24 protein-coding genes are annotated in these 24,675 nt (G+C 48.8%); all 24 read right to left on the bottom strand.

Going from position 1 to position 24,675, the window contains the following annotated elements; all coding sequences use genetic code 11:
- Positions 1–160 precede the first annotated feature (160 nt).
- Complete coding sequence (locus ACZOTW_RS02990; RefSeq protein ID WP_483997442.1) at positions 161–1,666, bottom strand: hypothetical protein; 1,506 nt, start codon at positions 1,664–1,666, stop codon at positions 161–163.
- 48 nt (positions 1,667–1,714) lie between these two features.
- Complete coding sequence (locus tag ACZOTW_RS02985) at positions 1,715–3,169, bottom strand: hypothetical protein (RefSeq protein ID WP_483997441.1); 1,455 nt, start codon at positions 3,167–3,169, stop codon at positions 1,715–1,717.
- Positions 3,170–3,179: 10 nt separating this feature from the next.
- Positions 3,180–3,452, bottom strand: coding sequence for a hypothetical protein (locus ACZOTW_RS02980; protein ID WP_428040292.1), 273 nt, complete (start codon positions 3,450–3,452; stop codon positions 3,180–3,182).
- A gap of 15 nt (positions 3,453–3,467) precedes the next feature.
- Positions 3,468–4,961, bottom strand: coding sequence for a hypothetical protein (locus tag ACZOTW_RS02975; protein ID WP_483997440.1), 1,494 nt, complete (start codon positions 4,959–4,961; stop codon positions 3,468–3,470).
- 60 nt (positions 4,962–5,021) lie between these two features.
- A complete protein-coding gene (locus ACZOTW_RS02970) occupies positions 5,022–6,623 on the bottom strand; it encodes a hypothetical protein (RefSeq protein WP_483997439.1) in 1,602 nt (533 codons plus the stop codon).
- 136 nt (positions 6,624–6,759) lie between these two features.
- Positions 6,760–7,308, bottom strand: coding sequence for a hypothetical protein (locus tag ACZOTW_RS02965; protein ID WP_177748193.1), 549 nt, complete (start codon positions 7,306–7,308; stop codon positions 6,760–6,762).
- 5 nt (positions 7,309–7,313) lie between these two features.
- On the bottom strand, positions 7,314–8,444 hold the full coding sequence (locus ACZOTW_RS02960) for a hypothetical protein (protein WP_428040295.1): 1,131 nt from the start codon (positions 8,442–8,444) through the stop codon (positions 7,314–7,316).
- Positions 8,445–8,446: 2 nt separating this feature from the next.
- Positions 8,447–8,620 (bottom strand): class III signal peptide-containing protein, encoded by a 174-nt coding sequence (locus ACZOTW_RS02955; protein ID WP_177748199.1) that lies wholly within the window; start codon positions 8,618–8,620, stop codon positions 8,447–8,449.
- A gap of 3 nt (positions 8,621–8,623) precedes the next feature.
- Entirely contained in the window at positions 8,624–9,316 is a 693-nt protein-coding gene (locus tag ACZOTW_RS02950; RefSeq protein WP_177748202.1) for a response regulator, read from the bottom strand.
- Between the two features lie 27 nt (positions 9,317–9,343).
- Positions 9,344–10,465 carry a sensor histidine kinase gene (locus ACZOTW_RS02945; protein ID WP_177748205.1) on the bottom strand — a complete coding sequence of 374 codons (1,122 nt, stop codon included), beginning with the start codon at positions 10,463–10,465 and terminating at the stop codon, positions 9,344–9,346.
- The gene (locus ACZOTW_RS02940) at positions 10,449–12,353 is read right to left on the bottom strand and encodes a sensor histidine kinase (protein ID WP_483997438.1); all 1,905 of its coding nucleotides are present in this window, start codon (positions 12,351–12,353) and stop codon (positions 10,449–10,451) included. Before ACZOTW_RS02940 ends, ACZOTW_RS02945 begins: the two co-directional genes overlap by 17 nt.
- A 119-nt stretch (positions 12,354–12,472) precedes the next feature.
- Positions 12,473–13,423: a DsbA family protein gene (locus ACZOTW_RS02935; protein WP_483997437.1), complete on the bottom strand. Its 951-nt coding sequence runs from the start codon at positions 13,421–13,423 to the stop codon at positions 12,473–12,475.
- Between the two features lie 18 nt (positions 13,424–13,441).
- Complete coding sequence (locus ACZOTW_RS02930; protein ID WP_177748213.1) at positions 13,442–13,711, bottom strand: hypothetical protein; 270 nt, start codon at positions 13,709–13,711, stop codon at positions 13,442–13,444.
- Positions 13,712–13,726: 15 nt separating this feature from the next.
- Positions 13,727–14,836 carry a HAMP domain-containing protein gene (locus ACZOTW_RS02925; protein ID WP_177748216.1) on the bottom strand — a complete coding sequence of 370 codons (1,110 nt, stop codon included), beginning with the start codon at positions 14,834–14,836 and terminating at the stop codon, positions 13,727–13,729.
- Between the two features lie 16 nt (positions 14,837–14,852).
- On the bottom strand, positions 14,853–16,292 hold the full coding sequence (locus tag ACZOTW_RS02920) for a tetratricopeptide repeat protein (protein ID WP_428037699.1): 1,440 nt from the start codon (positions 16,290–16,292) through the stop codon (positions 14,853–14,855).
- A gap of 11 nt (positions 16,293–16,303) precedes the next feature.
- A complete protein-coding gene (locus ACZOTW_RS02915; protein ID WP_177748222.1) occupies positions 16,304–17,194 on the bottom strand; it encodes a type II secretion system F family protein in 891 nt (296 codons plus the stop codon).
- A 2-nt stretch (positions 17,195–17,196) separates the two neighbouring features.
- A complete protein-coding gene (locus tag ACZOTW_RS02910; RefSeq protein ID WP_177748225.1) occupies positions 17,197–18,822 on the bottom strand; it encodes a type II secretion system F family protein in 1,626 nt (541 codons plus the stop codon).
- 25 nt (positions 18,823–18,847) lie between these two features.
- Positions 18,848–21,166 carry an ATPase, T2SS/T4P/T4SS family gene (locus ACZOTW_RS02905; protein ID WP_428037700.1) on the bottom strand — a complete coding sequence of 773 codons (2,319 nt, stop codon included), beginning with the start codon at positions 21,164–21,166 and terminating at the stop codon, positions 18,848–18,850.
- Between the two features lie 5 nt (positions 21,167–21,171).
- Entirely contained in the window at positions 21,172–21,918 is a 747-nt protein-coding gene (locus tag ACZOTW_RS02900; RefSeq protein WP_177748228.1) for a type II and III secretion system protein, read from the bottom strand.
- A 13-nt stretch (positions 21,919–21,931) separates the two neighbouring features.
- Positions 21,932–22,693, bottom strand: a complete 762-nt coding sequence (gene cpaB, locus ACZOTW_RS02895) for a Flp pilus assembly protein CpaB (RefSeq protein ID WP_483997436.1) — start codon at positions 22,691–22,693, stop codon at positions 21,932–21,934.
- A gap of 41 nt (positions 22,694–22,734) precedes the next feature.
- On the bottom strand, positions 22,735–23,220 hold the full coding sequence (locus tag ACZOTW_RS02890) for a TadE family protein (RefSeq protein ID WP_177748235.1): 486 nt from the start codon (positions 23,218–23,220) through the stop codon (positions 22,735–22,737).
- Between the two features lie 11 nt (positions 23,221–23,231).
- On the bottom strand, positions 23,232–23,453 hold the full coding sequence (locus ACZOTW_RS02885) for a hypothetical protein (protein WP_177748238.1): 222 nt from the start codon (positions 23,451–23,453) through the stop codon (positions 23,232–23,234).
- A gap of 26 nt (positions 23,454–23,479) precedes the next feature.
- On the bottom strand, positions 23,480–23,665 hold the full coding sequence (locus tag ACZOTW_RS02880) for a hypothetical protein (RefSeq protein ID WP_428039491.1): 186 nt from the start codon (positions 23,663–23,665) through the stop codon (positions 23,480–23,482).
- 3 nt (positions 23,666–23,668) lie between these two features.
- On the bottom strand, positions 23,669–24,643 hold the full coding sequence (locus ACZOTW_RS02875) for a PorV/PorQ family protein (protein ID WP_177748245.1): 975 nt from the start codon (positions 24,641–24,643) through the stop codon (positions 23,669–23,671).
- Positions 24,644–24,675 lie beyond the last annotated feature (32 nt).

Genomic DNA, 24,675 nt, shown 5'->3' with positions numbered 1-24,675 from the left:
ATAAAACTGCTGGGTCAGGCCCTTTTTTACAGAGCCAAGGGATTTTTTTATCCCGATACATAAATAAAGAAATTCGTTGTTCGGAACTGGATACCCATCCCGTAACAACTTTCTTTATGCGTACTCCCTTACTTCTATTATACAATTAAATCGCCTTTTTTCAAGGGGTTAATTTCGTATCTTTCAAATTTTCCCCGATAGACGAGCCCCACTCCGGTTCCGGAAAGAAGTCCGCCCCGCGCGCAAAAGTGTCATTAACCGTGGCTTCAATATCCGACGGGCGGACACCCTCGTAATCAGCCGATTTTTTACGCGCTGCCATACAGGACTCCTGCTCTTCTAGCGTAGCCAAAGTTTGGCAGCGTTCCTTTTCCTGCTCGCAATAATTGGAATAAGTATCGTACTTATCTTCCAAGCGCAGGGTGGTGCATTTTTCGGTTTGGGCGTTTTTCATTTTCACGCCGCAGGTACTGTTTAAATTGGAATAGGCTTTTTCAACCGCCTTGCAACTATTGCGGATGCCTGCCAAATTATTGGTAAAATTTCCGTTTACGTCGTCGCAACTGGCCGGAAAGGAACCGGGTAAACTTTTAATGGCTTCGTACGAACTGGAAATTTGCTCGTCAATACTCCCGCCCGTATCCTTTAAAGTGGCGTTACACATTTCTTCCTGGTGCAGGGCCATTTTGATACTGTCCATTTCCGCCACCATACTGTTGGGGTCAATGCCCATTCCTCCGGCCATACCCGAGGAATCAAACACGCGCTTGGGCATTTCCGCCCCGCTAAAACCCGCCCCCGCCAACATTTTGCTAAGGCCGGGATTCTTGGCTCTTTTGGCCGCCATACTCGTCAACCATACATAATATAAGTCTCTGCGGGCTTTGTTCGTGTTAAAATCGGCATTGATATTCAGCGGGGTCAGCCCGCCGCCCTTTTTTAGCGTTTGGGTCAGTGCAGTAAGGCCCGAGTCCATACTCCTAGCCTTATCCACCGCGTGCATAAACCAATCCGTACCGCTACCGCCTGCAATATTGGCGTTGGCAATTTTTTTAAGCGTTTGGGTGGAATCAAAACCGTCCTTAGGATTACGGGCAAGCGCGGAGGAATCCGTGCCGAAATACACCTCGGCCTGCTGGGTGGAGTTGGCCTGCGTTTTGGCCACGGCGTTAGTGGGCACAGCCACTCCCGGGCGCTTGATACCGTCGCCCGTATCCACTTGGCTGTATGCGGTGGCAAGGGCGTCCATCGCACGGCCCTGACGGGCCAAGGATGCGTTTAATGCGCGCAAATTGAACAGTTGGGAAGCCTTAGCCTTTTCCAGTTGCTCTTTTAACGAGCCGGAATCGCCCGCAAACACATTTGAGCCGTCGGGGTCCTGGCGTTCGCCGTTCATAATTTTATTATGTTCGTTCCAGGTTAAAAGGGCCTTTAAAAAGGATATATTTTCCGTTTCCTCAGGCGAATATCCCATAGCCCACGCCAAATTGCGCAGAAACGGAATTTTCCCCACAGGGACCACAGAGCCTAACAACAGTAAAACCAAAAAAACCGCCGCCACAATGCGCACATTTTTGGAGCGCGCAAGATTTTTAACCTCTTGCCATAACAGCGGCAAAGTTTTTATATCTTCTTCCTGTTCGGTCGGTTTATTTGGTTCTGCCATAATTTCACGCAAAAAGGCGGGGACGGCACACGCCCCCGCCTATAAGTTTTATTTATCGTTTATAATATCTGTGCCCACTTTTCTCAACTGATTAAGGCCTTCTGCCTTGGCAAAATTTTTGCCTTCCTTCATAGCAAACTTCTTCATTGCGCCCGTTATTTTATTCATAAAGGTATGAAGCGGGCTCTTTTTGTTAGCAAAGGCCGCCGCAATCGTAAAGCCCAAAGCACCGACACACAAACCACTGATAATACTTGCCGCTATGGGAAGAGCCCCCCCTCCAAAGCGCGAGGCATACTGCCCTGCTTTTACCAAGGTAGCGATAGAACTTGCCATTGCCGCTGCAATAATAGCCATACCAGCAATAATTTGCCAAGTGCCGGCCAGACTTTGCTTGGTACCATTCCAAATTAAGTTATACCCAAACACAATAGCCGCCGCCGTGGTCGCCACGCTGGCTAACAGCAAAATGGTAAGCGTATTGCGGGCTTTTTGACGCGCTTTGGCTTCGTCTTCGGTTTTTTTAGCGGCATTGCCGACGGCTTTCAAGCGTTGGTTCGTCGGCGTTTTAAAATCAGCCGAACCCGTCGTGCCGACTTCCACACCACCTTCCACGCGCATACCGCCCGAGTTGTTGGAACCCGCCAAAAAGGCCGTAGAACCTTCGTTTGCGCCACGGTGGCTGTTGCCGGCTACATCAGCAGAGCGTTTGGCAATAGCCTGCAAGTCATTTCCGCCGCGGGAAAATTTACCGCTGGCAATAGTTGTCTGTCTGCCACCGGGAACAAAACCCGCCGTCTGTAATCTGGCGCCGGAACCTGTGTCCATAGCGGACACCAAGTTAGACCCGCTAGGCATTGCGCCCGAAAATTGATAATCACTTCCGCCCGCCGAACCGTTTGAGCCGGAGCGTCCGCCACCCAAGGCGCCGGAGGCTTGGTTAAACACATTTCCGCCGGAAACAGAGCCCATAGAGGCGCGCGTTAAGGTATTAACCGGACGCCCCCCGTTATTGGCCGCCGCGCGGCGGGCCGCATTGTTTACAGCCCCGCCCGCAGAATAGCGGCGAGCTTCGCCAGTGGTAGAATTATTCACTTCCGTAGCCACGTTGGCGTTCATCCCTAAACCGTCAGAGCCGGAAAGTTGAACGGCTTGACCTAAGGAACCCGCCACGTTATCTACTTTATCCAGTCCAAAGCGGCTAGCCGAGCCGTTATCGCCCAAGCGGGCGACATCATCCGGATTAGCCAGTTTATTGCTGGAATCTACAATGTTAATAGAGGTCAGTTGTCCGTTTCTTTCCTGCAACCCCTCATAAGAGGAGGCTGTTCCCGCCACAGAGGACAAAGAACGGACGGCTAACTCCTGCTTGCCCTGCTCGGCACCCACGCCAAACAAGGTGGCCGAAGCAATACCACCCACAGCAAGCGCGGTAACGGAGGTATTAAGCACCGTCAGTTGCACCTTGCCGGAGACGCTTCTTAAAAATTTAAACACGTTCATAATTTTCTCCTTACCGTTTAAACGCGTCCACAGCGTTTTGCACGCCGGACGGCTGCGCTTGCCGTTGCAGAGCGGCGCGGCGGTAAGAGGCCGCTCTTTCCAAGCGTTCCTCCTCGCGCTGTTGCGCCTCTTTTTCTGCGCGCACTTTGGCGGACAGTTGGGCACTTTCGTAATAAATTACCGCGCCCCATACCGCCCACAACGCTACTAGCAAAAGCGCAACCACACGCCAAATAGCATTGTGTTTATTCCACGGCTCAATAATCAAATTTCCAATTTGCATACCTTATTTTCCGTTTTAAGGTTTTGGCAGGGCATCAGGTCTAAATATCTTTCCCGCTGTGCCCGTTGCTCTTTTTGTTGTTGCACTAGCGGCATCTGCCCCTTTTAACCCCAATTTTTCTCCAATAAATTTATAGAAATCCTTAAAGGCTCTTCTAAAAACCCAAGCCATAGCAACCCCGGCGGCCATTAAACCGCCCACTATCATTACGGTTGTGGACATACCCGAGCCGCCCCATTTATTGGCAAACTGGCCACCCTTAACAATCGCCATCGCCGCAACAGCCAACGCCGCCACGGAAATAGCAATCGCCGCAAAAATACCCCAAAAAGAGTGCTTTAACAGCGGAATCGCAATCATTGCGGCCAAGCAAGTGGCAATCGCACGCCAGAGCCATTTTTGCAGGTTTTGGCGGTCAAGCATACGCTGAGTGGCTTCATCCACCGCGCTTTGGGTCCACTTGCCAATGCCGCGCAAATTCGCCTCATTTACATTATCAAAATCCTTAGAGCCTTGCCCTTGGCCGATAGCCACGGTGTCGCCCACAATGCGCATACCGCCCGAAACCTTGGTGCTTGCCAAGAACGCGCGGGAGCCTTCGTTGGCGGAGCGGTTGCGGTTACGGGCCGCATCTGCGGAACGCTTTTGAATAAAGACTAAATCTTTGCCCTCTTTGGACGAGCGGGCGTCGCCTACGGACAAATCTTTATCCGTGCCCAAGGAGTTATTGCCCGGGCCAAAATTGGAGCGGGAACGCATTTGCATCCCCTCTACGGTGCGGTTGGCCTGCGCCTGCGCGGAAGCAAAAATGTTACCCACTTCTTCGGGCGAACCTGCCCCGGCCACAGCGCGGGAACCTGTATTTTTACCGCTGTTTTGAATTACAAAAGAGGAATTAAATGCCTGACCGTGCCCTGCCCCGGCAGAACCCGCACTCGTACGTTTGGCACTTGCCAAAGTGGCTTTACCCGGTTTTTCTTCCGGATTTTGCGCCCCCGCTTGGGCTTGCGCCTGTGCCTGCGCACGGCTGATAACATCTTTCATACCGCTCATTGTGCCCTGTATAGCCGCTAAGGGATTTCCGTCCAGGCCCTCGCCTTTGCCGTCGTTTGCGTTCATCCCCAAGCCTTCGGTTGCACCCATTTGATAGGCGGACGGCGTGGGAGACACGGAAACAGAGGGAATTACGTCATCCTCCATAGCCTGCGCCTGCTTCTGCGCCAAGGTCATTTTTTCGGTCATTTCAATCGCCTTGGAAGGTTTGGCGCGAAAAGCAGATTCCACCTCGCCATTGGCACCGTAAGCGCCGCCGGACGCCCCGGCGACATAAACCACCTCGCCCGGGTCGTACTGGGCGGCGGGATTGAAGGCCGTGTTGTCGGCGGGTGAATCTAAATATTGCCAAGCGGCAATACCGGCCACCCCCACCACGGCAGAAAGCCCCACCGCTTGCGCGGCGGAAAGAGCCATTTTTCCGGCCCGGCCTGTCAGCCATTTAAAGATATTCATAAATTCCTCCTAACTTAAAAACTAAATTTTTTATGCTCGCTGCAACCTATATTTATTATTTTACACTTGCTGCAATCCATATTTTCGTATTCGTTCTTGTTCTTCAAGGCTCTGCTCGTTACGCTTACGTTTAGCCTCTTGCTCTTGCTTATACAATTCTGCCTTCTTCTTATAGGAATCCATCTTCTTAAACCACTCTGCTTTTATTCGTTCGTATTCCTCGAATCCTGATTTGGAATCCCCTTGTACAGGCACCACTTCCTGCTTGCTGTGTTTAGCGCGGGAATTGTACGCCGCCACACGCGTGCTTTGGTACCGGCGAGAAAGATCACCTTCCCCACTGCTTAAAGCCGGGCGCATAGCCTTGCCAAAAGCCTTTTCTTCTTTGCGCAATTCTTTGTTGTAGCGGGCCATCTCTTTATTATAAGTATCGTCTTCTGCGGAAGCCGTCGGGCTGGACGTACCGCCGGAAGGATTATCCGACGAGGCGGTACGACGGACAGGCTCCGCGGGGGCCTCGGCACCCGTAGATTGACGATAGAGAGAACGGGCAGAGCCACTAGGCGGTAACTTATCGGCAGTTGTACCCATAGCAGAAGCAAATAAACTCTTCTCTTCCGGCGTTAATTTTGATATATCTTTGTTCAAAATTTCTTTACCAATCTCAGCCGCATAATTGTTACCCGCCTTGTTGGCAGAGATATTGGCCATCCACGTATCAATGCCTTCGCTTAACTGTTGCATACCAAGATCTACCGCTTTGGTAAGCACTTGTTTCCACAAATCGTTCGCCAAGGTATTGCCAAATTTTTCATCCTCTTTCTTTTTTTCGTCTTTACCTTTTTGATTGGCATCGTCAATCTTTTTATCCAAATTGGATAAGTCGGCAGACGATACGGGGGCATTGGTATCCAAATTAAGGCCGCCCGCTTTGCTCAAATCTACCGCGCCCGTTTCGGAAAACGCTTCACTGCCTTTAATTCCGGCACCCATTAACGCGCGTTTGGCATTTATGCTTTTGCCGTCCTTTAACCCCGCCGCCGCGGCACTTCCGCGCGCAAACTGGGATAAAGCCTTTTTGGCGTCCGTATTTTTTAACTGCAAGGGGGTTTCGGTGCCTTTATCCTGGCTTTTATAAGGAGAAAAGTCCCCTTTAGGCGCACCCCAAGTGGCACTAATGCCGCTGCCGCCCGACCCGCGCATACTGGCTGAACCCAACTGGCCGATTTGCGTAGGCGTTCTGGCCCCGCCACGGCCCGAATAACCGCGCCCGGAATAGCCGGAATAAGACGAATCCGCAGAAGCCGTATCGGACGAGGTATCGCCGGAGGCCTCTTCCTCGGCCTGTGCGGCATCTTCCGCCTGGCGCTCCTCTTTTTCGGACGAACTGTAAAGCATAGTAGAATTATTACCCTGCATATCGGGGTATTTGGATGCTAATAAATATTCTTCGGCCTCGTCGTTTACAAAGGGCATTTGGGCCAAATCGTACCCGCGGGAATTAAACCCGTCAAAAGAAGAATCGTCCGCCTTGCCCAAAAAGGAAGCCATTGTAATTAATGCCACAAACACCACCACCACAATCGCCCCCAAAGTATAGGCCTGTTTGCGGTCCATTTTATTTATCTTTTGGAATACATTTCCCGGTTTTAACTTAAACATACAAAACCCCTTCACATAATAATAAAAACTACTCTTGTTGACCCGCACCCGGGGGTGCGCTCAAACACAGAGTTATATTTACCTACTTTTAGTATAGGCAGAAAACACCCTCTTGTCAAGGGTATTTTCTATGATGTTACCGTCCTTCCGGGCGCTGGTACGGCGAAGGACGCTCGTTCGCGCCTACATATTTGGTGCTGACGACCTCGCCCCCGGTTTCGCACAAATAGTTATAGCCTTTTACGCATTTGGCATCCTGTTGGCAAATCTGGTCGCGGTTGTACTTGCACAAAAAGCGGATCCGCGGCGGACGCGTGCGGGCCGTAATTACTACCTTCGTCCAAGTGCCGGAAGTGTTAATATCCAGTTTTAATTCATTTAAACTTAAAAATTTCTTCATACCCGGATTATTAAAACCCAAGTAGTTTTCTATCTTTTTTTGAATATCTTTCTTTAAAAACCGTTTATCCCAAGTGTTTGCATAATAGTCCGTTACGTGCGACTGCAACTGAAAACGCCGCCCGGCATAATAACCTGCGATTTCCATTTTTTGGCTCAAAATCAGCAAACCGAAGATTTTGATAATAAACAAAATAAAAATAACAAAAATAGGAAACAGCAGTACCACTTCGGTAGTGGCCTGCCCGCGACGGGAGCGAAAGAGAGAAAAGTTCTTCATCATCATAAATATCAGGGCGCCAGCGTTACATTATACTTAGGCAACGGGTTTGGCCACACGCAGTTATTATTGGCGCGCGGGCATTGTAATTTAACGGTGGTACGCACATACGGTTTATATTTTTGTTCCAAATTAATATTAAAATGGTTTTTAGGCAATGTATAGTTTTGTTTCAGCACAATACCGCGCCCAAACTGGCGCAAGCGAGTGCGGGACCCGGGGTCCAGATACGCAAACTGGAACATTTTGCTCTTGACGTTTTCCTCCATATTAAAATCCAAGTTATATGCGCCGTAGTGCGCGCCGGAACGGGAGGAGTCGGATAAGAAAAAACGCACGTTATTTAAGTAAAAGGGCTGTGAGTTAAGCGGCAAATAGTTGCGCAATTTGGCGGCACTCTGGCGGGCGCAGTCGGAGCGTTTGCAGTTACTTACGTTTAAATAATATACGGAACGGAACATAACGGCATTTTTACTGTTTTGTTTATACACATACGTCTGGGAATCATAAGTAGAGCCCACATACAAAAACATTTCCAAATAATATTGAATTACGTTTTTGGCAAAGTCCACACCCGGGATATAATAGTTTTCCACCAGGTCGCGGCTCATCACCGGCACCCACTCGCCGGACGAAGGCTCCTTGGGCGATTCCTTTTCCCAATCGGTGCGGGGATAGTGGTTTTCGTCCTTAGTGGTAATAGCGGGGTCATAGCGCAACCCCCAATCGGTAGATTCGGCTTTCGGCGGGGGGTTAATACCGGTTTCATAATCCGGCCCGATAGCGGGGATTCCGCCGCCGTGGTAAAAAAGTTCATAAACGCTTACCTGTGCCGGGCGGCCTTGGCGTTTGGCCTCGTCGGTAGCGTTGACCTTTTGGTCTTTGTAATAAAGCATTACACGGTAGGGGAGCGGCCCGTTGACCATACCCAAAGCGTTTAAATAAGTGCTGGCGGCAGACACCTGCGTATAGGCGGCATTATCCAAGGCAAATTGTTCGCGGACCTTAGCCATAGACACCTTGGCGGTTTCAAACAGCAAATAAATAACCAAGATAAAAATAGGCGCAAGAAGCACCGAAGGCAACAGAATTTGAGCCTTTTTCTCTTGGAGTTTGTGTTTTATACGCTGCCAATTAAACATTTTTAACTTGCCAGTAACTGCCCGATAAAGATAAACAAAAACCGCACAATATGCGTGTGAAATGCCGTTAAAAAGGCCGACAGCACCACCACCACCGTGGCAAGCATAAGCACATATTCAATAGTGGCTTGCCCGCGGCGGTGCCGAAAAAGTGCAAACGGCCCTTTTGATTGCATAGATTATTCTCCGTCCGTATCGTCCGAAATAGTCCGGCCTTCCGACGAAATAAGCCCTTTTTCAATAGCCTTTACCACGGCTTCCGTACGGCTGCTTACGCCTAATTTATGAAAAGCGCTGTTCAAATGGTTTTTAATCGTTTTGACGCTGCAATCTAACTCTTTGGCCAGTTCTTTATTGCTTAACCCTTTGCCCAAATAGTCCATTACCTTAATTTCGGTCTTTGTCAGCGTAGCCTGGGAGGGCATACCGTTATCCCCCATTTTGCGCAGGCCGTGGAGGAGTTTGCCCATTAACTGCTGGGGAATCATTAAGCCCTCGCTGGTAAAAGTTTTAATAGAGTTGACGAGTTCGGCAGCCGGAAGCATTTTGGACAAATAGCCGTTGGCCCCCGCCTGAATAGCATCTAAAACGTGGGCTTCGTCCTCAAAACTGGAAAGCATTAGTACATTTACTTCGGGGCACTGTTGGCGGATTTGGCGCGTGGCATTAATACCGTCCATTTTCGGCAGTTTGATATCCATCAAAACCACATCGGGTTTCAATTTTTTTGCCTTAGCAACCGCTTCCAATCCGTCGGCGGCTTCCCCAACCACTTCAATCCACTTCTCCCCGGTCAACACATCTTTAATCCCTTCCCGGAAGAGCGTTTGGTCATCAGCAATCAGTACCGTTACTTTTTTCTTCTTATTCATAGCAACTCCCCTGTATATTGTAAAATGTTACGAATTCATAATAGGCAACGTAAAGTTAAACGAAGCCCCTTTCCCTAAGCCCTCGCTGTGGGCCCAAATGCGCCCTCCGTGGTTTACGACGATATCCTTAGCAATGGACAAACCTAATCCCAAGCGGCCGACGCGGCTCCTGTCGCCTACTTGCGTAAAACTGGTAAACAAATTGGGCGCCTGCTGGGGATCAATACCGTCCCCAGAGTCCGCTACTGACACTTTAACATTTTTTTCATCTATTTTGCTAACGACAATTTCAATCGTGCCGTTATCGGGCGTGTGGCGGACCGCATTTTCCAAGATGTTAGAGATAACTTGGCGGACGCGTTTCTCGTCGGCAAATACCGGTACCGCTCCGCAACTTTCAAAGGTAACGCGGATATTGCGCTTGGCCCCCTTGGCGCGGAAAATTTCCGCCGTCTTTTTTAAACTTTCCGTCAGTTCAAAGCGGGCTTTTTCAATACGCAGTTTGCCCTTTTCAATAGCGGCCCAGTCCACTAAGTCCTTAATCAAATGCTCAATTTGGCCAATGGATTCGTCCATAAACATCATTTTTTTCTTTTGGTCGTCGTCCGGCGTGAGTTTCTTTTTGAGCATATCAAAACTCATTTTAAGCGTCATCAGCGAGTTGGATAAGTCGTGCGACACAATGGAAAAGAATTTGGACTTCATATTATTCAAGCGGTCCAAATCGTCGTTGCGCGTTTTTAACTGGGCAAGCAATTCTTTGTTGCTTTGTTCCAAGAAATATTTATCCAAAGCGCGGTTAATGGTGCGTTTTAAATAATCAAAATCCACCGGCTTAATCAAAAAGTCGTAAACAGACTCCTGCATTGCTTCCATAATGGCATTTAACGAAGCATAGGCGGTAATCATAATAATCTGCGTATCTTGGTTAAAAGAGCGGATTTTGCGGATAAGTTCCATACCCGTTTCGTCCGGCAGGTTGTAGTCCATTAAAATCACGTTAAAAAACTCGTTGGAACACAATTCCAAGCACTCTGCCGCCGTGCCGGCCTGATAGACTTTATAACCCTCAATTTCCAACAAATCCACCAGTGTTTCGCGCAGGTTGTTGTCATCATCCACTACTAAAATTTTAACTTGCTTCTCCATAACTCGTATCTCCGGGTTTTTTATAAATTTTCAGATAAATCTGGAAGCAGGTTCCCTTGCCCGCTTCGCTTTGAATAAAAAGTTTACCCTTGTGGCGGCCGATAGCCTTGCCTACCACGGCCAGGCCAAGCCCCGTTCCGCGGGCCTTTGTGGTAAAGAACGGCGCAAACATTTTATGGCGCACTTCCTCACTTATGCCGGGGCCGGTATCGGCGATATAAATACACACCACGCGGCGGCCTACTTTTGTACCCACGGTCAGCGTTCCGCCGCCGTTCATTGCTTCCACAGCGTTGGAAACAATGTTGCGGATAGCCTGTTTGATTTCTTCCGCATCTACTTTAATACGCACCGATTCCGGGTCCAACTCATCTTTCAGCGTAATACCCGGGATAAACGGATATGAAAGCAGAATTTCACGCAAATAACTGTTCAAATCAATCGTACTTAAAATCAAATCGCGCGTGCGGGCATACCCCAAAACCTCGCTGATAATGCTGTTGGCCTGTTTAATTTCCGCCTCAATGATGCCAAACTGTTTAAGCAACTTGGCATCCGGCGTGCGCACCAGCATTTTGATTAGGCGGGTAGCATTACTGATAACCGCCAGCGGGTTGCGGATTTCGTGGCTGATAATAGAGGCCATTTGTCCGATAGCGGCCAAACGCTCGGATTTAACCAACTCCCGCGTGGCAGCCTTTAACTCGTGGGTGCGCTCCTCTACGCGCTTTTCAAGAGCCTGGTTCATTTGAGCCAGTTCCGTCTGCGCGCCAATCAATTCCTGCCTGCGGGTATGCAACGCACCCGACATATCCACAAATGCCTGCGCCAGTTCACCAATTTCGTTATTTGGGATATCCAAATCCTCCGGGCGCACCACATAATCGCCGTTTTCGCGCTGTTTAACCGCGGCCCGGCGCAAACGCTCCAAGGGGCGCGTAATCGGTTTAATTACCCAATAACTCACCACTCCCACAAACAGCAACATCATCAAAACAATTACCGTAACGTCCCACAACGAGTGAAATGTGCTTTCTTTTAATAACTGTACGGTTACGTCGGCCGGCTGGTCCACATACACGCGCCAGCCGGAAATCGGCAAATCGGCCTCCGCCACTAAAATCTTTTCACCGGAAGACAATTTAATTTCCTTACTGGAAGAACTGCCTAATAACTTTTTTATTTCCAATACACGGTCCGTCATTTCCGGCTGCGGTTCGGCCGCCAGACCGCCGGGAGCCCCGTTATACGAAATAACTTGCCCCTCCTGCGTGGCAATCAACGCGTTCATATCCATCGGATACACCTGCAACAGCGTCTGCCCCAGTTCCGCAAGGCCTGTTTCCGCCACCAAAACGCCCGATACGCGGCGGTCGTTTAGGTGCTGGCGGATAGGAAAAGCCATCAGCATAAAAAGCCCGTCTGTGGAAGGATATACCCCGCCCAGGTAATACGGTTTTTGCTCTTTTACGCACGCTTGCAAAACAGATTTTATTTCCTGCGTCCAATTTACACTTTCTGCGCGTTTCCCGGAAGAAAGCAATAACTTTCCCTCCGTGTTTAAGGCCGCCAAGTACAAAACGGACGGGTTACTGCGGCGCAGGTATTTTAAGTCAGCGGCGTTGATGAAATTATGTCCGCCAAAATCGGTATGCAAATCCACAAAGACGGAAAAATACTGCGTACTGTGGGTAATGTTAAAGCGTACTGCCGCCGCCAAACGGCTGGCTACCGTTTGCTGCTTTTGTGAAATTTCATTTTTCAGCACGCGGCTGTTTACATCCATTAAGTGATACCCGATAACGAACATCGGCACAATGGAAATTAAAATCAGCACAAAAACCGCGTTAGAAAATAACCCGCGAAACAGACTTCCTTTTGTCTTCATAGAATCAGCATTTATCTTCAAAATATCCGGGCCGTAAGCCTGGGGCCTACCGCCCGGGTACTTTGCAAAACGGGGGCCGGGAAGTTATTTCCCTGCCCCCGTATTTTATTCAAATCAGTTTAGCAACTGCCGGCAGGAGCCGCGGCGGCCGCACCGGATTTGGCGGCGTTCGGGTTCAAGAACCCAAAGCCTTCAATTTCCGAGGCGGAACCGAAGTCCAACTGCACTTTGCCTTCCCATACAAAGGACGGGGAAGCATTGATGCCGTATTCCTGCGTATATTTGGCTTCGGCCTTCAACAATTCCACCCCTTCGGTATCAAATTTCTTCATAATTTTTTTGGAGTTGATACCGGCTTCGTCCATCGCTTTATCCCAGCGGCTGGAACGGTAGTCTTTATTGCGGATTTCCAAATATTTCCAGAATTTTTCCGGGTAGTATTTGGCAATTAACAGTTGGCGGATGTTTTCTTCCCATTCACCGGAGCCGTGCAGGCTGGAAAAACCGTCTTTGTCGCTGTAATTGACGATATAGCGCACGCGGATATCTTTTCCGGCGGGCATTTTGCCGTCTTTTTGGGCTTGGATAACCAAGTTTTCAGCCATTACGCCGTAGGGGCACTGGGACATTACAAAAATTTCCATTACGCCCGGTTTGGGGGTTTTGTTGTTAAACACACCTTGGCGGGTTTGGTGCGGCAAGATAATGTAGTCCGCATTTTCTTGGGCATAACCGTATTGCAGGTGTTTTTCCAATTTGGCGCGGATAGCATCAGTCTTTTTAATCAAATAAAGCGGCAAGAAACTGTAATCCAAACCAGCCAATTTTTCATTGGAAACAGCATCTTTATAAGATACCTTGGTTACAGCAGGCTCCGCTTCCAAAAACTGGGCGATACCGGCAGTCAGTTGGGGATCTTCCTGACCCGCTTTGTATTCATCCGATTCAATGATGACGAATTCAGCCTTGGCAGGCGCTTTTTTAGCGGTTTTGGCCGCTTTTTTGGCCGGAGCGGCAAAAGCAACACCCGCAACGGCACAAACTACTAAAATGGCAATAAGTTTTTTCATTAACCCTTGCTCTCCTTTTTATTTATCTTCCAACTCTACGTGTACCCCACGGATACCGATAGAGCACAACAAATTGTAAGCCAGTGCAAACAACACCGACGACACCAAGAACAACAAAGTGCCTTGGATAGCGCGCATAATCAAACCCATTACATAGGCAACCGTAAAGGAAAAGTCGGGATTGAATATTTCCATAAACGCGCTTAACAGCATCACCACAAATACTGCCAATGGAAAAACAGAAAACAACAACGCTGAAATATTAATTTTTTTGATTTCTACTTTCATATCTTCTCCTAAATCTTATTTTTCGGGTTCCAATACCAGCACAATGCGGTTCTTACCGGCATCGTCAGGCAGTTGAACGGCTTTTACCAAACATTTTACATTTTTATTGACAACCGTGCCGCGCAAAACCTTGGTTGGGTTTTCAAGCGCTTCGCCCACAACCTGGATAATTTCCTGCTGGCGGCCGTCAAAAATATCCAACAAGTGCACTTTTTCTTTGCCCGGCACTTTGAGTTCAAAATTAGTATATAAGATGTTGTTGTTTTCGTCAATAACCAACGCGCGGGAACCTTTCGGCACCGTTACGGCCAAAATGGTTTTCCACCAACGCTGTTCCTTTTCAAGCGACATAATTTCAACATTTTCCATACTCTTAATATCCTCGCGGATTTTAACGAGCAAACTGGAAACAGACTGCGCAACGCCGCCAATTTCATCTTTACGCGGAGGGAACGAAAGCGCTAAATTGTTAAGCGAAACGGCATCCACACTATCTTTTAAAGCCCCCAACGGACGAATAATTTTAAGCAGCAGGAACAAATACAGCACACCGCCGATGAGCAAAATCATAATAAACGCCCCGCAGGCATAGCGCACCATAGAGGACTGAATCAATTTTTGGGCATTTTCGCGCGATACGGTTACATTGACCACACCAGCCACGGCATTACCCTTGGCCAAAAGCGGAATAGCCATATCGTAATATTCGCCGCTGGATGTTAAAATGGCGCGGGGGAGACCGTCTCTAATCGCTTGAACAGCGGCATTGGAATCAAACCCCACGGACGCGTTATAATCGGCATACGACATACCTAAAAACTTGGTGTTTTCGTGCCAACGGATAGAACCGTCGTAGTTCAAATACACCAAACTGCGGATACGGTTATCGTTGCGTTGGAGACCCTTCATAATTTCGGCCTCACGGAAGGTAGCCGCGCCCTTGGGTCGGGAAGCCAGCCACTGCACCAAAGACGGCGCACGGAAACGGACCATTTCCACCATTTCGTTTTGGAGTTTTTTATCAAAAACAAATTTAAACAAATTGTAATAGAACAGCCCGCCGATAACAGACGCATACACCGTTACCAGAACGAACCACAAAAGCCATTTAGATGTCAGTTTCATATCAAAAGCAGAACTCCTATTTCATTAATTCTTCCAATTTGCGCAAGCCCAAGTCCGCATCGCTATTGCCCGGATCCAGTTGCTTAGCCACAATCCAAGCCTGGCGGGCGCGTTCATAATCGTCCTGGTTATACGCATCCAACCCTTCAATAAATTTAGCGCGGGATGCAGCGCTTGCTTCGGCAGACACCGGATTCGTGGTCGTACCCGTCAAGGTGGGCAGGGTTTCGTTCGCCCCCACCGTGCCAACGGAGGAACCGATGCCACCCGTAGCCGCACCCGGGATAACCGTTCCGCCCGTCATACCGGGCACGTTGCCGTCCACCATCACGGTTTCGGGTTGTTCCGGCAAGGTTTCCTCTGCCTTTTGTTCGGCTTTATTAGCAGCATCTTCCGCCTTTTTAGCGGCCTGTTCCGCTTTGGTAACAGCCAGTTGCGCCTGCTGTTGTTTTACGCGCAAATGGTTTTCCTTGGCGTTGCGGGCCCGCTTGATGAGGCCGTCCATCGTCGTTGTATCAGCGCCCCATTTTTTAGCGTTCGTCCAGTACGAAACGGCTTGGTCAAAACGATTGGCATTATACGAGCGGTTGCCCGCCTGATAATAACCCGCGGCAATTTCGTTTTTCAACTGGGACATATATTTTTGCACACGAGGATCGCCAGGTTGTATTTTTGTAATGCGTTCAAACACCGCGTAAGATTCCACATACTGGCCCTTGTTATAAAATTCCAGGGCTTGTTTCATAGATTCTTCCACCTGCTGTTTGCGCAATTTATTTTCCGTTTCAGCAATTTTGGATACGAGTTTCGGGTCGTCCTTACGCATCAAAAGGGCATTATACCAAGCATCCAAAGCGGCCTGATAATTGTCGTTCTTATAGGCTTCGTCGCCGCGACGGGTATATTCTTTGGCAATATCGTAATCAATTTTGCGCTTCCAAGCCTGGGCCTTGGAGTTACCGGGCTGAATCGTCAAAATTTCGTTTAATTTATCGTTGGCTTCCACCAAGCGGCCGCTGTCATAAAGGCGGATGGTTTCTTGGAATTTAGCCTCAATCACTTCGGCTTCCGAGGTCGTGCCGTAAGTGCCCATATGGCTGGCCTGTTTGGCGAGCGTTTGGGCCTGTTTAAAGTTTGGGTCAATACTTAAAATGGTTTGGGCCATTTCCTGCGCGCGCTGATAATCACCGCGTTTATAGAGGAGATAGGCATTTTCATACACCATACGCAAGGTGTAGTTTTGGATGCGCTGTTTTTCCAGTTGGACGGTGGAAAGATACTGTTTTTTCTCCTCCACGTCGTTCAAGGTGCCCATAGAAATTTTGCTCAAATCTAACAACATTCCCTCTTCCTTGCCGTGTTGGCGGACGGGAATTTCCTTGCGGAAAGTATTGGCCGCTTGCAACCACGCGGGGGCAAGGGCTACAACAAATGCCAAGGTGAAATATTTTTTCATATGTTTATCCTCTAAAAACCTGCGCCGCCGCTGACCAAACCGCTAATCATCGGGGCTAAAATTAAAATAAAAATCGTCGGGAAAATGAACATAAACAACGGAAACAACATTTTGGTAGAAGCCTGTGCGGCCAACTTTTCGGCGCGGCTCAAACGGCGGGAGCGCAGGTCGGACGAGAAGTTGCGCAACAAATCTACCAAACTGGTACCGAGTTCATCAGACTGGATAATCAAACTGACTAACGAACGAACCTCGGCTACCCCCGTGCGGGCGGAAAAGCGTTCCAATGCCTCTCTGCGGGAGTACCCCAGTTTAATTTCATTAATCGTCTTTTCCAGTTCTTCTTCCAAAATCGTTTTTTCTTTGGCAATTTTGATAATTCTTTCAAAAGCGGTCAAATAGTCCAAACCGGATTCAATAATCAGGGCCGCCAAATCTACCGTCGTAGAAAAGTTACCCAAAATTTCGGCCTGGCGTTTTTGGATTTTGCTTTTAAGCAACACATCCGGCACCATAAAGCAAAGCGGTACCAAGAAAACCGGCCAAACGGCCTGAAACAACAGCATTATCGCCGCCGGGATAGCCAAAGAAGCGATAATTTTAGTATATAAAATATCCACAGGCTGCGGGTTATCGGGGCTGCCCAGTTGCATATGCAACTCTTCCAAACTTTTTTCCAAGTGAAAGTTATGCAGGCAGAATACGGCCAAGCGGTCCATAATTTTTTCTTCCGGTTTCAAACGCGCAAAACTGGAAGTGGATTTAAAGCGGCGGACAGCCACGTCCACAATTTCTTCCTTTTTGGGTTTAGGGGCCAGCAAGCCGAAAATCGTCAAGAATACGGCAAACATCCCCACCGCCAGCAACAAATTGAGCCCTAAGGTAAACGCTAAACTGTTCATAATTATACCCGCACTTCTCCCATTTTTTTAAGTACCTTCATACCGATACCAATCCAAATGACGCAGAATAAGAATACAAACATTCCCACCGGGCTGGTGTAGAATGAAATCATTTGCGACGGGTTGAAGATAAACATAACCAGCATCATCACAAACGGCATAATACTGACCACGATGGACTGGATTTTCTGCTGGGCGGTCATTGCCTGCAATTTTTCTTCCAGTTTGCTTTCTTCGCGGATGTTTTCCACCAAGCGGGCGAAAATAACCGTTAAGTTACCGCCGACCTGGCGCTGAATAATAATAGCCTTGATGATATACGAAAGCATACGGCTTTCCACACGGTCGGAAAGGCCGTCCAAGGCTTTTTCAAAGGGAGTACCCAACTGGTAGTTTTTTACCACCAAACCGAACTCATCGGCAATTGGCGGGAGCATATCCTTAGACACGAGTTCAAACCCTTGTACAATATCCATACCGGAGCGTAAAGAGTTGGAAAGCAAAATAAGGGAATCCATTAATTGTTTATTAACGCGCTTACCGCGGCTCTTTTTAAGTGCGTCCAACACCGCCGCCGGCATACGGATACTGACAAAAGCCCCCATCAGCACCACCATTAAGAACACAAACACGCCAAAGAAGCCGCCTACCATTAACCCCAAGAACAGCCCAAACAGGGCAAACAAGCCCACCGTACCAAATACGATATATTTGATATCAATGGTTACGAATTGGCGGTTAAAATCCTCCGCCCAAGCCACGCTTTTTTGGCGGTAATCGGCCGTTAATTTGGCAATAGTATCTTTTTTGCCGTCCAACAACAAGTACACGGCAAAACCAGCCAGGGCAGAACCCAACAACACCATAATCAAACTGATAAAGCGTTCTGCGGCGGTTGTTTTGTAAATATCGGGTTTCGGCGGATAGGCAGGGATAGGCGCCGCAAAAAATTGGGAAAACAGGTGATTGGAAAGCACCACTACGCCGATAACGGACTGGCGGTATTTGTTTTCACGCTGGGAAATAGGACTGGAAAAGGATTCAATCGTGCTGAAAAACTCGCTGTTCATCAGTTCTAATGTGGAAAGCATAGAGCGCGCACGGCCTTCCATACTATCCTTCATAATAAGCGGCTGTTTGCCGCGCAGCAAGTCTTTATTCAAGCGGTCCAAGGCCGCCACCAAACGGATACGGTCGCTGACAAACCCGCGGGACAGTTGGTCCAATACCACCGGCTGTGTAGGGTCCAAAGACTTATCGGCACGGTCCAAAAAATAGTACACATTGGAAAAAGCCTGGCGCCACAAGTCCACCTCGCTGTATGTTCCTTCGTTGGGCACATAGATAACCTTGTTTTTATCCATACGCGCCAGTTCAGAAGCAAACCACTTTGGCATTTGCACCACTTTACCGGCAGCCCCACCACATTGCTCCGGCAGTTTATACACCTTTTTATCGGCAGGCAGGCTGACGTCAAAAAATTCCGCCATAATGCGCATTTTTTCCTGGGCGCATTGGATGCGCGCGCGGTCGTTTTTATTAAGCGCGCGGGCAAGCACGCTGGCAGGCGCACATAAAAACGACAGCAACATAAGGGCCAAACACAACACTTGAATTTTCTTCGTCATAATCCTTTTTCTTTTTATTAAAATTTTATGCTTTAACCGGGGCTGGCGGTGGCGGCGGAGTTTGTTTTCCGGCGGCCATTTGAGCCTGCAAACGGTGCACAGCGTTTAAGTCCGGGTCTCCGTCCGGGCCGACCGGCACGGCGTTCTTCAAAAATACCTCTTTGTCCACAGGCTGACCTTTGGCCGCAAAATCTCCAAAGAAGGTCGGCAGTTCGCCTGTCGGCGCGAAAACACCCTGCACCTTGCCGTTTTCGTCCACGCCTGTCTGCACATAGCGGAACAGGTCGGTAGATTGGATTTCGTTATCCTTTTGACCGTGCATTTCGGTAATATAAGTTACCTTTCTGGAACCGTCCGAAAAACGCGATAACTGGACAATCAAGTTGACGGCGGAGGCAATCATTTCGCGGATTACATAAATCGGCAAATCGGCGCCTGTCTGCATACACATTGCTTCCAAACGGGACACCCCGTCGCGCGGCGTGTTGGCGTGAATCGTGGTCAGAGAACCTTCGTGACCCGTGTTCATTGCCTGCAACATATCTAACGCTTCGCCGCCGCGGCACTCCCCGACCACAATGCGGTCAGGACGCATACGCAAGCAGTTTTTTACCAAATCCTGAATTGTAATAGCACCCTTGCCTTCCACGTTTGGCGGACGACTTTCCAAAGATACCCAGTGCGGCTGCTGCAAACGAAGTTCCGCGGTATCTTCTACGGTGATGATACGTTCGTTATGGGAAATATAACCGGAAATGGCGTTCAAAAAGGTAGTTTTACCGGTACCCGTACCACCGCAGACAATAATGTTTTTGCGGATGCGGACGCATTTTTCAATAAATGCCATACACTCCGGGCTAATCGTACCAAAGCGGTAGTAATCTTCGGGGCCGAAAGGCTTTTGGGAGAAGCGGCGGATGGTCAGCGTCGGGCCGGAAACAGCCAACGGCGCGATAATAGCGTTCACACGGGAACCGTCCTTTAAACGGGCGTCCACGAGCGGTACGGATTCGTCAATGCGGCGGCCTAACGGAGCCACAATACGTTTAATCACCTGTACCACTTGTTCGTTATTGCGGAATTTGTATTTGGTTAAGGTCAACTTACCTTTTTGTTCAATAAAAATCTTATCAAAGGCGTTGACCATAATTTCGGTTACGGCCGGGTCGCGCATTAAGACTTCCAACGGACCCAAACCTAAAATTTCGTCTAACAATTCCGACGAGAAACGCGTTCTCTGGTCGCGCGAGAACTGCAAGTTGGGCTGCTTTTGCAAGATATCATCTACAATCGCGGCCACGCGCTTACGTGTCTGCGCACTGGCGGAACTTTCGTCGCTGACGACAATGTGTTCAATTTCCAGCGTATGAACCACTTCTTTGTGGATTTTTTGTTTTAAATCGTCCCAGAAAGACAACTTCGTTTTTCCGGCTTCCTCCTCCGGCTCGGCAATATGACTCTCTGCCGTCGTGGTTTTGCCGTCGTCAAAGAGCACCGGGCTCCAAATTTCTTTGGAGGCTTGGGCAAATTCTTCGTCAGAAACGGAAGCGACCCAATCTTTGGGGGCCGGTTTCAAATCGCGGATTTTAGCCAACACCAGGCGCAAGCCCTTTACCCACTCGGATTGCGGATTGGTAATAATTTCTACTTCCTTACGGTTGGCAGTTGCCATTACGTCTTCGTCCCACGGCAAAAACACGTCCATTTCGCGGCCAAGGGAGGAATAGAAGCGTTCCACTTCTTCGTAAGGGATAGAACCGGGCATATCATATGCGTTGCAAATAATGCTAACGCGGTCCATAGGATAATGCTGTTCTTTATAATCGTTAAAAAGTTGGACGGTGGAATTTAAGTGCGTGCGTGTGGCTTGCGACACCCAAAAAATCTTGTCCGCGATATCAAACGAAAACGCCTGCATCGGGAAACTGGATTCCACATCCAAGAAAATATCAAAGGTTTGTGATAAACGGGATAAAATCGGGATTAAAATTTTCGGGCTGATGGCAGACACCTGCGCACGCGTATTGCCCAAAGGCAGCACCCCTACGCCCCATTGGGACATAGAAATTTTACCGCGGAGCAACCCCCCCACCACAGCGATAGAGGTATTGCCAAGCGTTTGCAAAATATCAGACACGCTGACGGGCTTTTTGATATCCAAATAGAAACTATGCTCCTGACGGGCCAAAGGGTCCAGCGGTACAATCAGCACCGGACGCTTTTGGATACCGGCCCAACCCAAGGCCAGGTTCAGTACAAGCGTGGTTTTGCCGGCGCCTTCTTTCGGGCCGGCAAAAGCGATAATCTTTGCTTCATTTTTGGGGGTGTCTTGTTCTTCTGCCATAAAAACTATTCCACAATTTCAACCGTAATAAACAGGAAGAGCGAGCGTTGTTCTTCGGTTACGTCTTTGTTCTTAAACAATAAACCGATAAGCGGAATTTTGCCCAAGAACGGCACGCGGTCCTCGGACACGTTGCGCGCACTGTTTTTCAAGCCGCCAATTACCAAGGTTTCACCGCTGTTGATTTCAACGTGTGTTTCCACATTGCGGTTCGTAAAGGAAGGGGCCGTAGCCGTACCGATTACCACAGTTCTGGAATAGTCCACGGTGGAAACTTCCAACTGGACCTGCAAGTCAATCAGGTTGTTGCGTTCCGGCATAATCGTAGGCAAGACGTTAAGCAAAATGCCGTATTCTTCCAACTGAGAGCCAACCCCCTGGTTGTTTACCACCGGTATCGGGATTTTGCCGCCTACGTTGATTTTGGCGGCATTGCCGGAAGACGTTACAATCTTCGGGTTGGAAAGCACTTGGGCGCGGCCTTCGGTTTCCATTAAGCGCAAGCGGGTAGCAACCGCCGTTTTGCGTTCAAACTCACCCAAAGACAGCACACCGGGGATAGCGGCCTCTTCAAAGTCAAAGAGTTGGTTCCAAGAGAAACCTTTTACGCTCTGCATCGTACCGCTGATTTCCACCACGTCGGCGCTGACCGCCACCAGCCGCGTTTGTTTGGCAAACGCGCCCGACGGCAACAGCACACCTAAAAGCAAGACGGTCAGAAAAACTTTTGAGATAAACTTTTTATTCATCATTGATTTGTCCTATTTATTGAAATAATTTTTCAAAAGTGGCTACTTCCATCAAGTAGTTCGTTACGTCGCCGTGCGAACGCAAGATAACCGTTACCGCCCCGTCAGACTGGGCAAGCGCCAAGGCCAAATACTGCGCATCACGCGGAGACAGAGATAAAGACAAGGCCGTCTGGTCGGAATAGGCGGCGGCATCGTCTTCTTTGCTCTTCATTGCGCTAGCGGATTTAGCATCTAATCCCTGGCCCAAGTCGGAACCGACACCCAACACTTTTACGTTCTGCAACAGGGTAACCGTTACCGTTTGGCGTTGGCCGCTCTTCATTGTGGCTTCAAACGTAAGCAAAATATCCACGTTATCATCCGGCTTAATCATACTGGCGGTGGATATCGGCACATTGGTAAGCACAAAACCTCTCATTTGCACCGGGATTTTGCTAGACAGACCGGCCTCGGGAGACAGCGAGGTTACGGCATACTTGGAAATCTGGTTGCCTTTGGGAATTTGAATACGCGCCACGGCATTTTCAATAGATTTGAAATCAGCGGGCGTGGCATAAGTGAAAGCATCCTTCTGCAAATAAGCGGCCGGCACGGGAACAGGCTTAATATAGTCGCGCTTAATCACTTCGCGCTCCTTAATGTCGCGAATCGGCACAAAAACCTGTTGGATGTTTTTGGACGCGTTAAGTTTCTTTTCCGCACTGCTGACAATCATCGCGTACACGATGGCCGCCAAAATGGCTACCACCAACGGAAGCATTATTCCTTTTTTCATTTCGTCTCCTTAAAACTGCTTTAAAAATTAATAAGTCAAATCTATTTCGTATCCGAACTTAAATATGCTTTTTCTATCGGCATACGGGTAACGGATTGTATGCGGCGCATCCCTTCGCGCCGCGGTTCGGTGGCCAGAATATAACTGGTACCGGGGAAGATTAACCGCACAGGATACGTTACCGTTACAATTACGTCCTCGTGGCGGTGCTTTCTGTACATAGGGTCCACGCCGGTAGTTTCCACCTTTACGTTTACCCCCACCCGTCCGGCATCTGAGCCAAAAACCCGCGTTTTTGCGTGGTTTATTTTCTGCGTGATGACCGTTCTGTCCGGCCTGCCGCTGGGCTTTTTAACAGCCACAAGCGAGCCGATACGGGCAAATTCATAGGAAGCGTGGTTGATAATAATCGTGTGGTATGCAATGTTGCCGTATTCAAGCACAAAGAAAATCAGTAGCATAAATACCGGCAAAATCAGCATCAATTCCGCAGTTACCTGCCCACACTTCCTACGAAAAAGTTTCATACGGCTCCAAATTACATTTCGTTCATACTGCCGGTGATTTTGTTTTTTACCTGGTCAAACAAATCCGGCATAAACTTCTTAATGAGCACACCGGCCAAACCGGCTACACCCACGACCACGACGAGCATCAATACATATTCAATCGTGTTCTGCCCTTCTTTCTTTTTCAGGCAACCCAAAGCTTGCGCTTTCAGGGCGTCCATTTTGTTTTGTAAAGCAACGATAAACTTCATATAACGTCCTCCTGATTTTTTAAAATTTAATTTGCATCATAATCCGACAAAATTATTTTAGCCCCTTGGTCAAACTGCTGCGGCACCAAATGGGAATACAACACATAGAAAGAAATGAGAGCCGTTAAAAGCCCGGCCGCCGTTACGATATATTCTACCGCAGTTTGGCCCTTTTTGTTTAAAAAAGTTTTTCTTTCATAGGTGTTCTTCATACATTAAAACTGGATAGCCAATGCAATCTGCTGCGAGGTGCCCAGCGCGCCAAACGGCGTAACGGCATAATCAATAGACGCCCCGTAACCAAACAATTCGGAACTGTAAATACCGAACCCGAAGGAAACCTTAGAGGTTTCAGCCAGACCTAAATCGCCCACCCAAGAATCTTTTTCGTTGGTGCCCGTATTCGTGCGGGTATAGTAACCTACACGCAAATCAAAGCGGGCCACTTGAAGCATATCCTCAGGGATGTGCACTTCCAAGCCAACGCCATAGCGGGCTTTATCGTCGCGGTATTTCATATATTCGCCGGACACGGTAAAATAACGGGTATTCAAATCGGCACCCAAGCGCAAACCGCGCGGCATTTCTTCTTTATCGCCAATGTTTACGAGCGCACCGCCCAGCCCTAACCAGTTGACAAGGCGCAACTTGGCCCCTACATCAAAACCGACGTTATCATAGCGGTCGGTATCCAATTTTTCGCTGATATACTTAGCCGTACCACCGATTTGGAGTTTTTGGTTGAAGAATCCGCGGGCAATAGAAAGACCGCCCACAAAGTTCTGCACCGGAACACCGACTTCGGGCTGTAATTCCCCACGATCTCCGCGAAAATCAAATCCGTCCATATCCATATAGTTCAGCGTTACACCGATAATGGTTTTGCCAATAGGCTGCAAATAAGCCAAAGTGCGCGCTTTATAACCCTGTAAATAGTCCAAATACGCAAATTGGAGTTCGCGCGTAGAGGCAGAAGCGGCACCCGCCGGGTTCCAGAACAAGGCTTCCGGGCCGTCCGCAATAGACACATAGGCATTACCTAATGCCTGGGCTCTGGGGGAGCCGGCGTCAATCTTTAAAAACGCGCTCGCGCTAGTACCGGCATTGGAATTGATAGATTCCGCCTGTGCGCCTGCGCTTAAAAGACCGACCGTTAAACAAGCAATTAAAACTTTTATTTTTATATTCATAAATCTGTTGTTGCCGGACACCCGGCCCTATT

The sequence above is a fragment of the Candidatus Avelusimicrobium sp. genome (assembly GCF_056976295.1).
The sequence above is the reverse complement of the archived record's forward strand: the minus strand, read 5'-3'. Positions and strand labels throughout refer to the sequence as shown.

What these genes read in the sequence shown, in the direction of transcription:
- ACZOTW_RS02990 (WP_483997442.1), bottom strand. Translation starts at nt 1,666, where the DNA reads ATGGCAGAACCAAATAAACCGACCGAACAGGAAGAAGATATAAAAACT.
- ACZOTW_RS02985 (WP_483997441.1), bottom strand. Translation starts at nt 3,169, where the DNA reads ATGAACGTGTTTAAATTTTTAAGAAGCGTCTCCGGCAAGGTGCAACTG.
- ACZOTW_RS02980 (WP_428040292.1), bottom strand. Translation starts at nt 3,452, where the DNA reads ATGCAAATTGGAAATTTGATTATTGAGCCGTGGAATAAACACAATGCT.
- ACZOTW_RS02975 (WP_483997440.1), bottom strand. Translation starts at nt 4,961, where the DNA reads ATGAATATCTTTAAATGGCTGACAGGCCGGGCCGGAAAAATGGCTCTT.
- ACZOTW_RS02970 (WP_483997439.1), bottom strand. Translation starts at nt 6,623, where the DNA reads ATGTTTAAGTTAAAACCGGGAAATGTATTCCAAAAGATAAATAAAATG.
- ACZOTW_RS02965 (WP_177748193.1), bottom strand. Translation starts at nt 7,308, where the DNA reads ATGATGATGAAGAACTTTTCTCTCTTTCGCTCCCGTCGCGGGCAGGCC.
- ACZOTW_RS02960 (WP_428040295.1), bottom strand. Translation starts at nt 8,444, where the DNA reads ATGTTTAATTGGCAGCGTATAAAACACAAACTCCAAGAGAAAAAGGCT.
- ACZOTW_RS02955 (WP_177748199.1), bottom strand. Translation starts at nt 8,620, where the DNA reads ATGCAATCAAAAGGGCCGTTTGCACTTTTTCGGCACCGCCGCGGGCAA.
- ACZOTW_RS02950 (WP_177748202.1), bottom strand. Translation starts at nt 9,316, where the DNA reads ATGAATAAGAAGAAAAAAGTAACGGTACTGATTGCTGATGACCAAACG.
- ACZOTW_RS02945 (WP_177748205.1), bottom strand. Translation starts at nt 10,465, where the DNA reads ATGGAGAAGCAAGTTAAAATTTTAGTAGTGGATGATGACAACAACCTG.
- ACZOTW_RS02940 (WP_483997438.1), bottom strand. Translation starts at nt 12,353, where the DNA reads ATGAAGACAAAAGGAAGTCTGTTTCGCGGGTTATTTTCTAACGCGGTT.
- ACZOTW_RS02935 (WP_483997437.1), bottom strand. Translation starts at nt 13,423, where the DNA reads ATGAAAAAACTTATTGCCATTTTAGTAGTTTGTGCCGTTGCGGGTGTT.
- ACZOTW_RS02930 (WP_177748213.1), bottom strand. Translation starts at nt 13,711, where the DNA reads ATGAAAGTAGAAATCAAAAAAATTAATATTTCAGCGTTGTTGTTTTCT.
- ACZOTW_RS02925 (WP_177748216.1), bottom strand. Translation starts at nt 14,836, where the DNA reads ATGAAACTGACATCTAAATGGCTTTTGTGGTTCGTTCTGGTAACGGTG.
- ACZOTW_RS02920 (WP_428037699.1), bottom strand. Translation starts at nt 16,292, where the DNA reads ATGAAAAAATATTTCACCTTGGCATTTGTTGTAGCCCTTGCCCCCGCG.
- ACZOTW_RS02915 (WP_177748222.1), bottom strand. Translation starts at nt 17,194, where the DNA reads ATGAACAGTTTAGCGTTTACCTTAGGGCTCAATTTGTTGCTGGCGGTG.
- ACZOTW_RS02910 (WP_177748225.1), bottom strand. Translation starts at nt 18,822, where the DNA reads ATGACGAAGAAAATTCAAGTGTTGTGTTTGGCCCTTATGTTGCTGTCG.
- ACZOTW_RS02905 (WP_428037700.1), bottom strand. Translation starts at nt 21,166, where the DNA reads ATGGCAGAAGAACAAGACACCCCCAAAAATGAAGCAAAGATTATCGCT.
- ACZOTW_RS02900 (WP_177748228.1), bottom strand. Translation starts at nt 21,918, where the DNA reads ATGATGAATAAAAAGTTTATCTCAAAAGTTTTTCTGACCGTCTTGCTT.
- cpaB (WP_483997436.1), bottom strand. Translation starts at nt 22,693, where the DNA reads ATGAAAAAAGGAATAATGCTTCCGTTGGTGGTAGCCATTTTGGCGGCC.
- ACZOTW_RS02890 (WP_177748235.1), bottom strand. Translation starts at nt 23,220, where the DNA reads ATGAAACTTTTTCGTAGGAAGTGTGGGCAGGTAACTGCGGAATTGATG.
- ACZOTW_RS02885 (WP_177748238.1), bottom strand. Translation starts at nt 23,453, where the DNA reads ATGAAGTTTATCGTTGCTTTACAAAACAAAATGGACGCCCTGAAAGCG.
- ACZOTW_RS02880 (WP_428039491.1), bottom strand. Translation starts at nt 23,665, where the DNA reads ATGAAGAACACCTATGAAAGAAAAACTTTTTTAAACAAAAAGGGCCAA.
- ACZOTW_RS02875 (WP_177748245.1), bottom strand. Translation starts at nt 24,643, where the DNA reads ATGAATATAAAAATAAAAGTTTTAATTGCTTGTTTAACGGTCGGTCTT.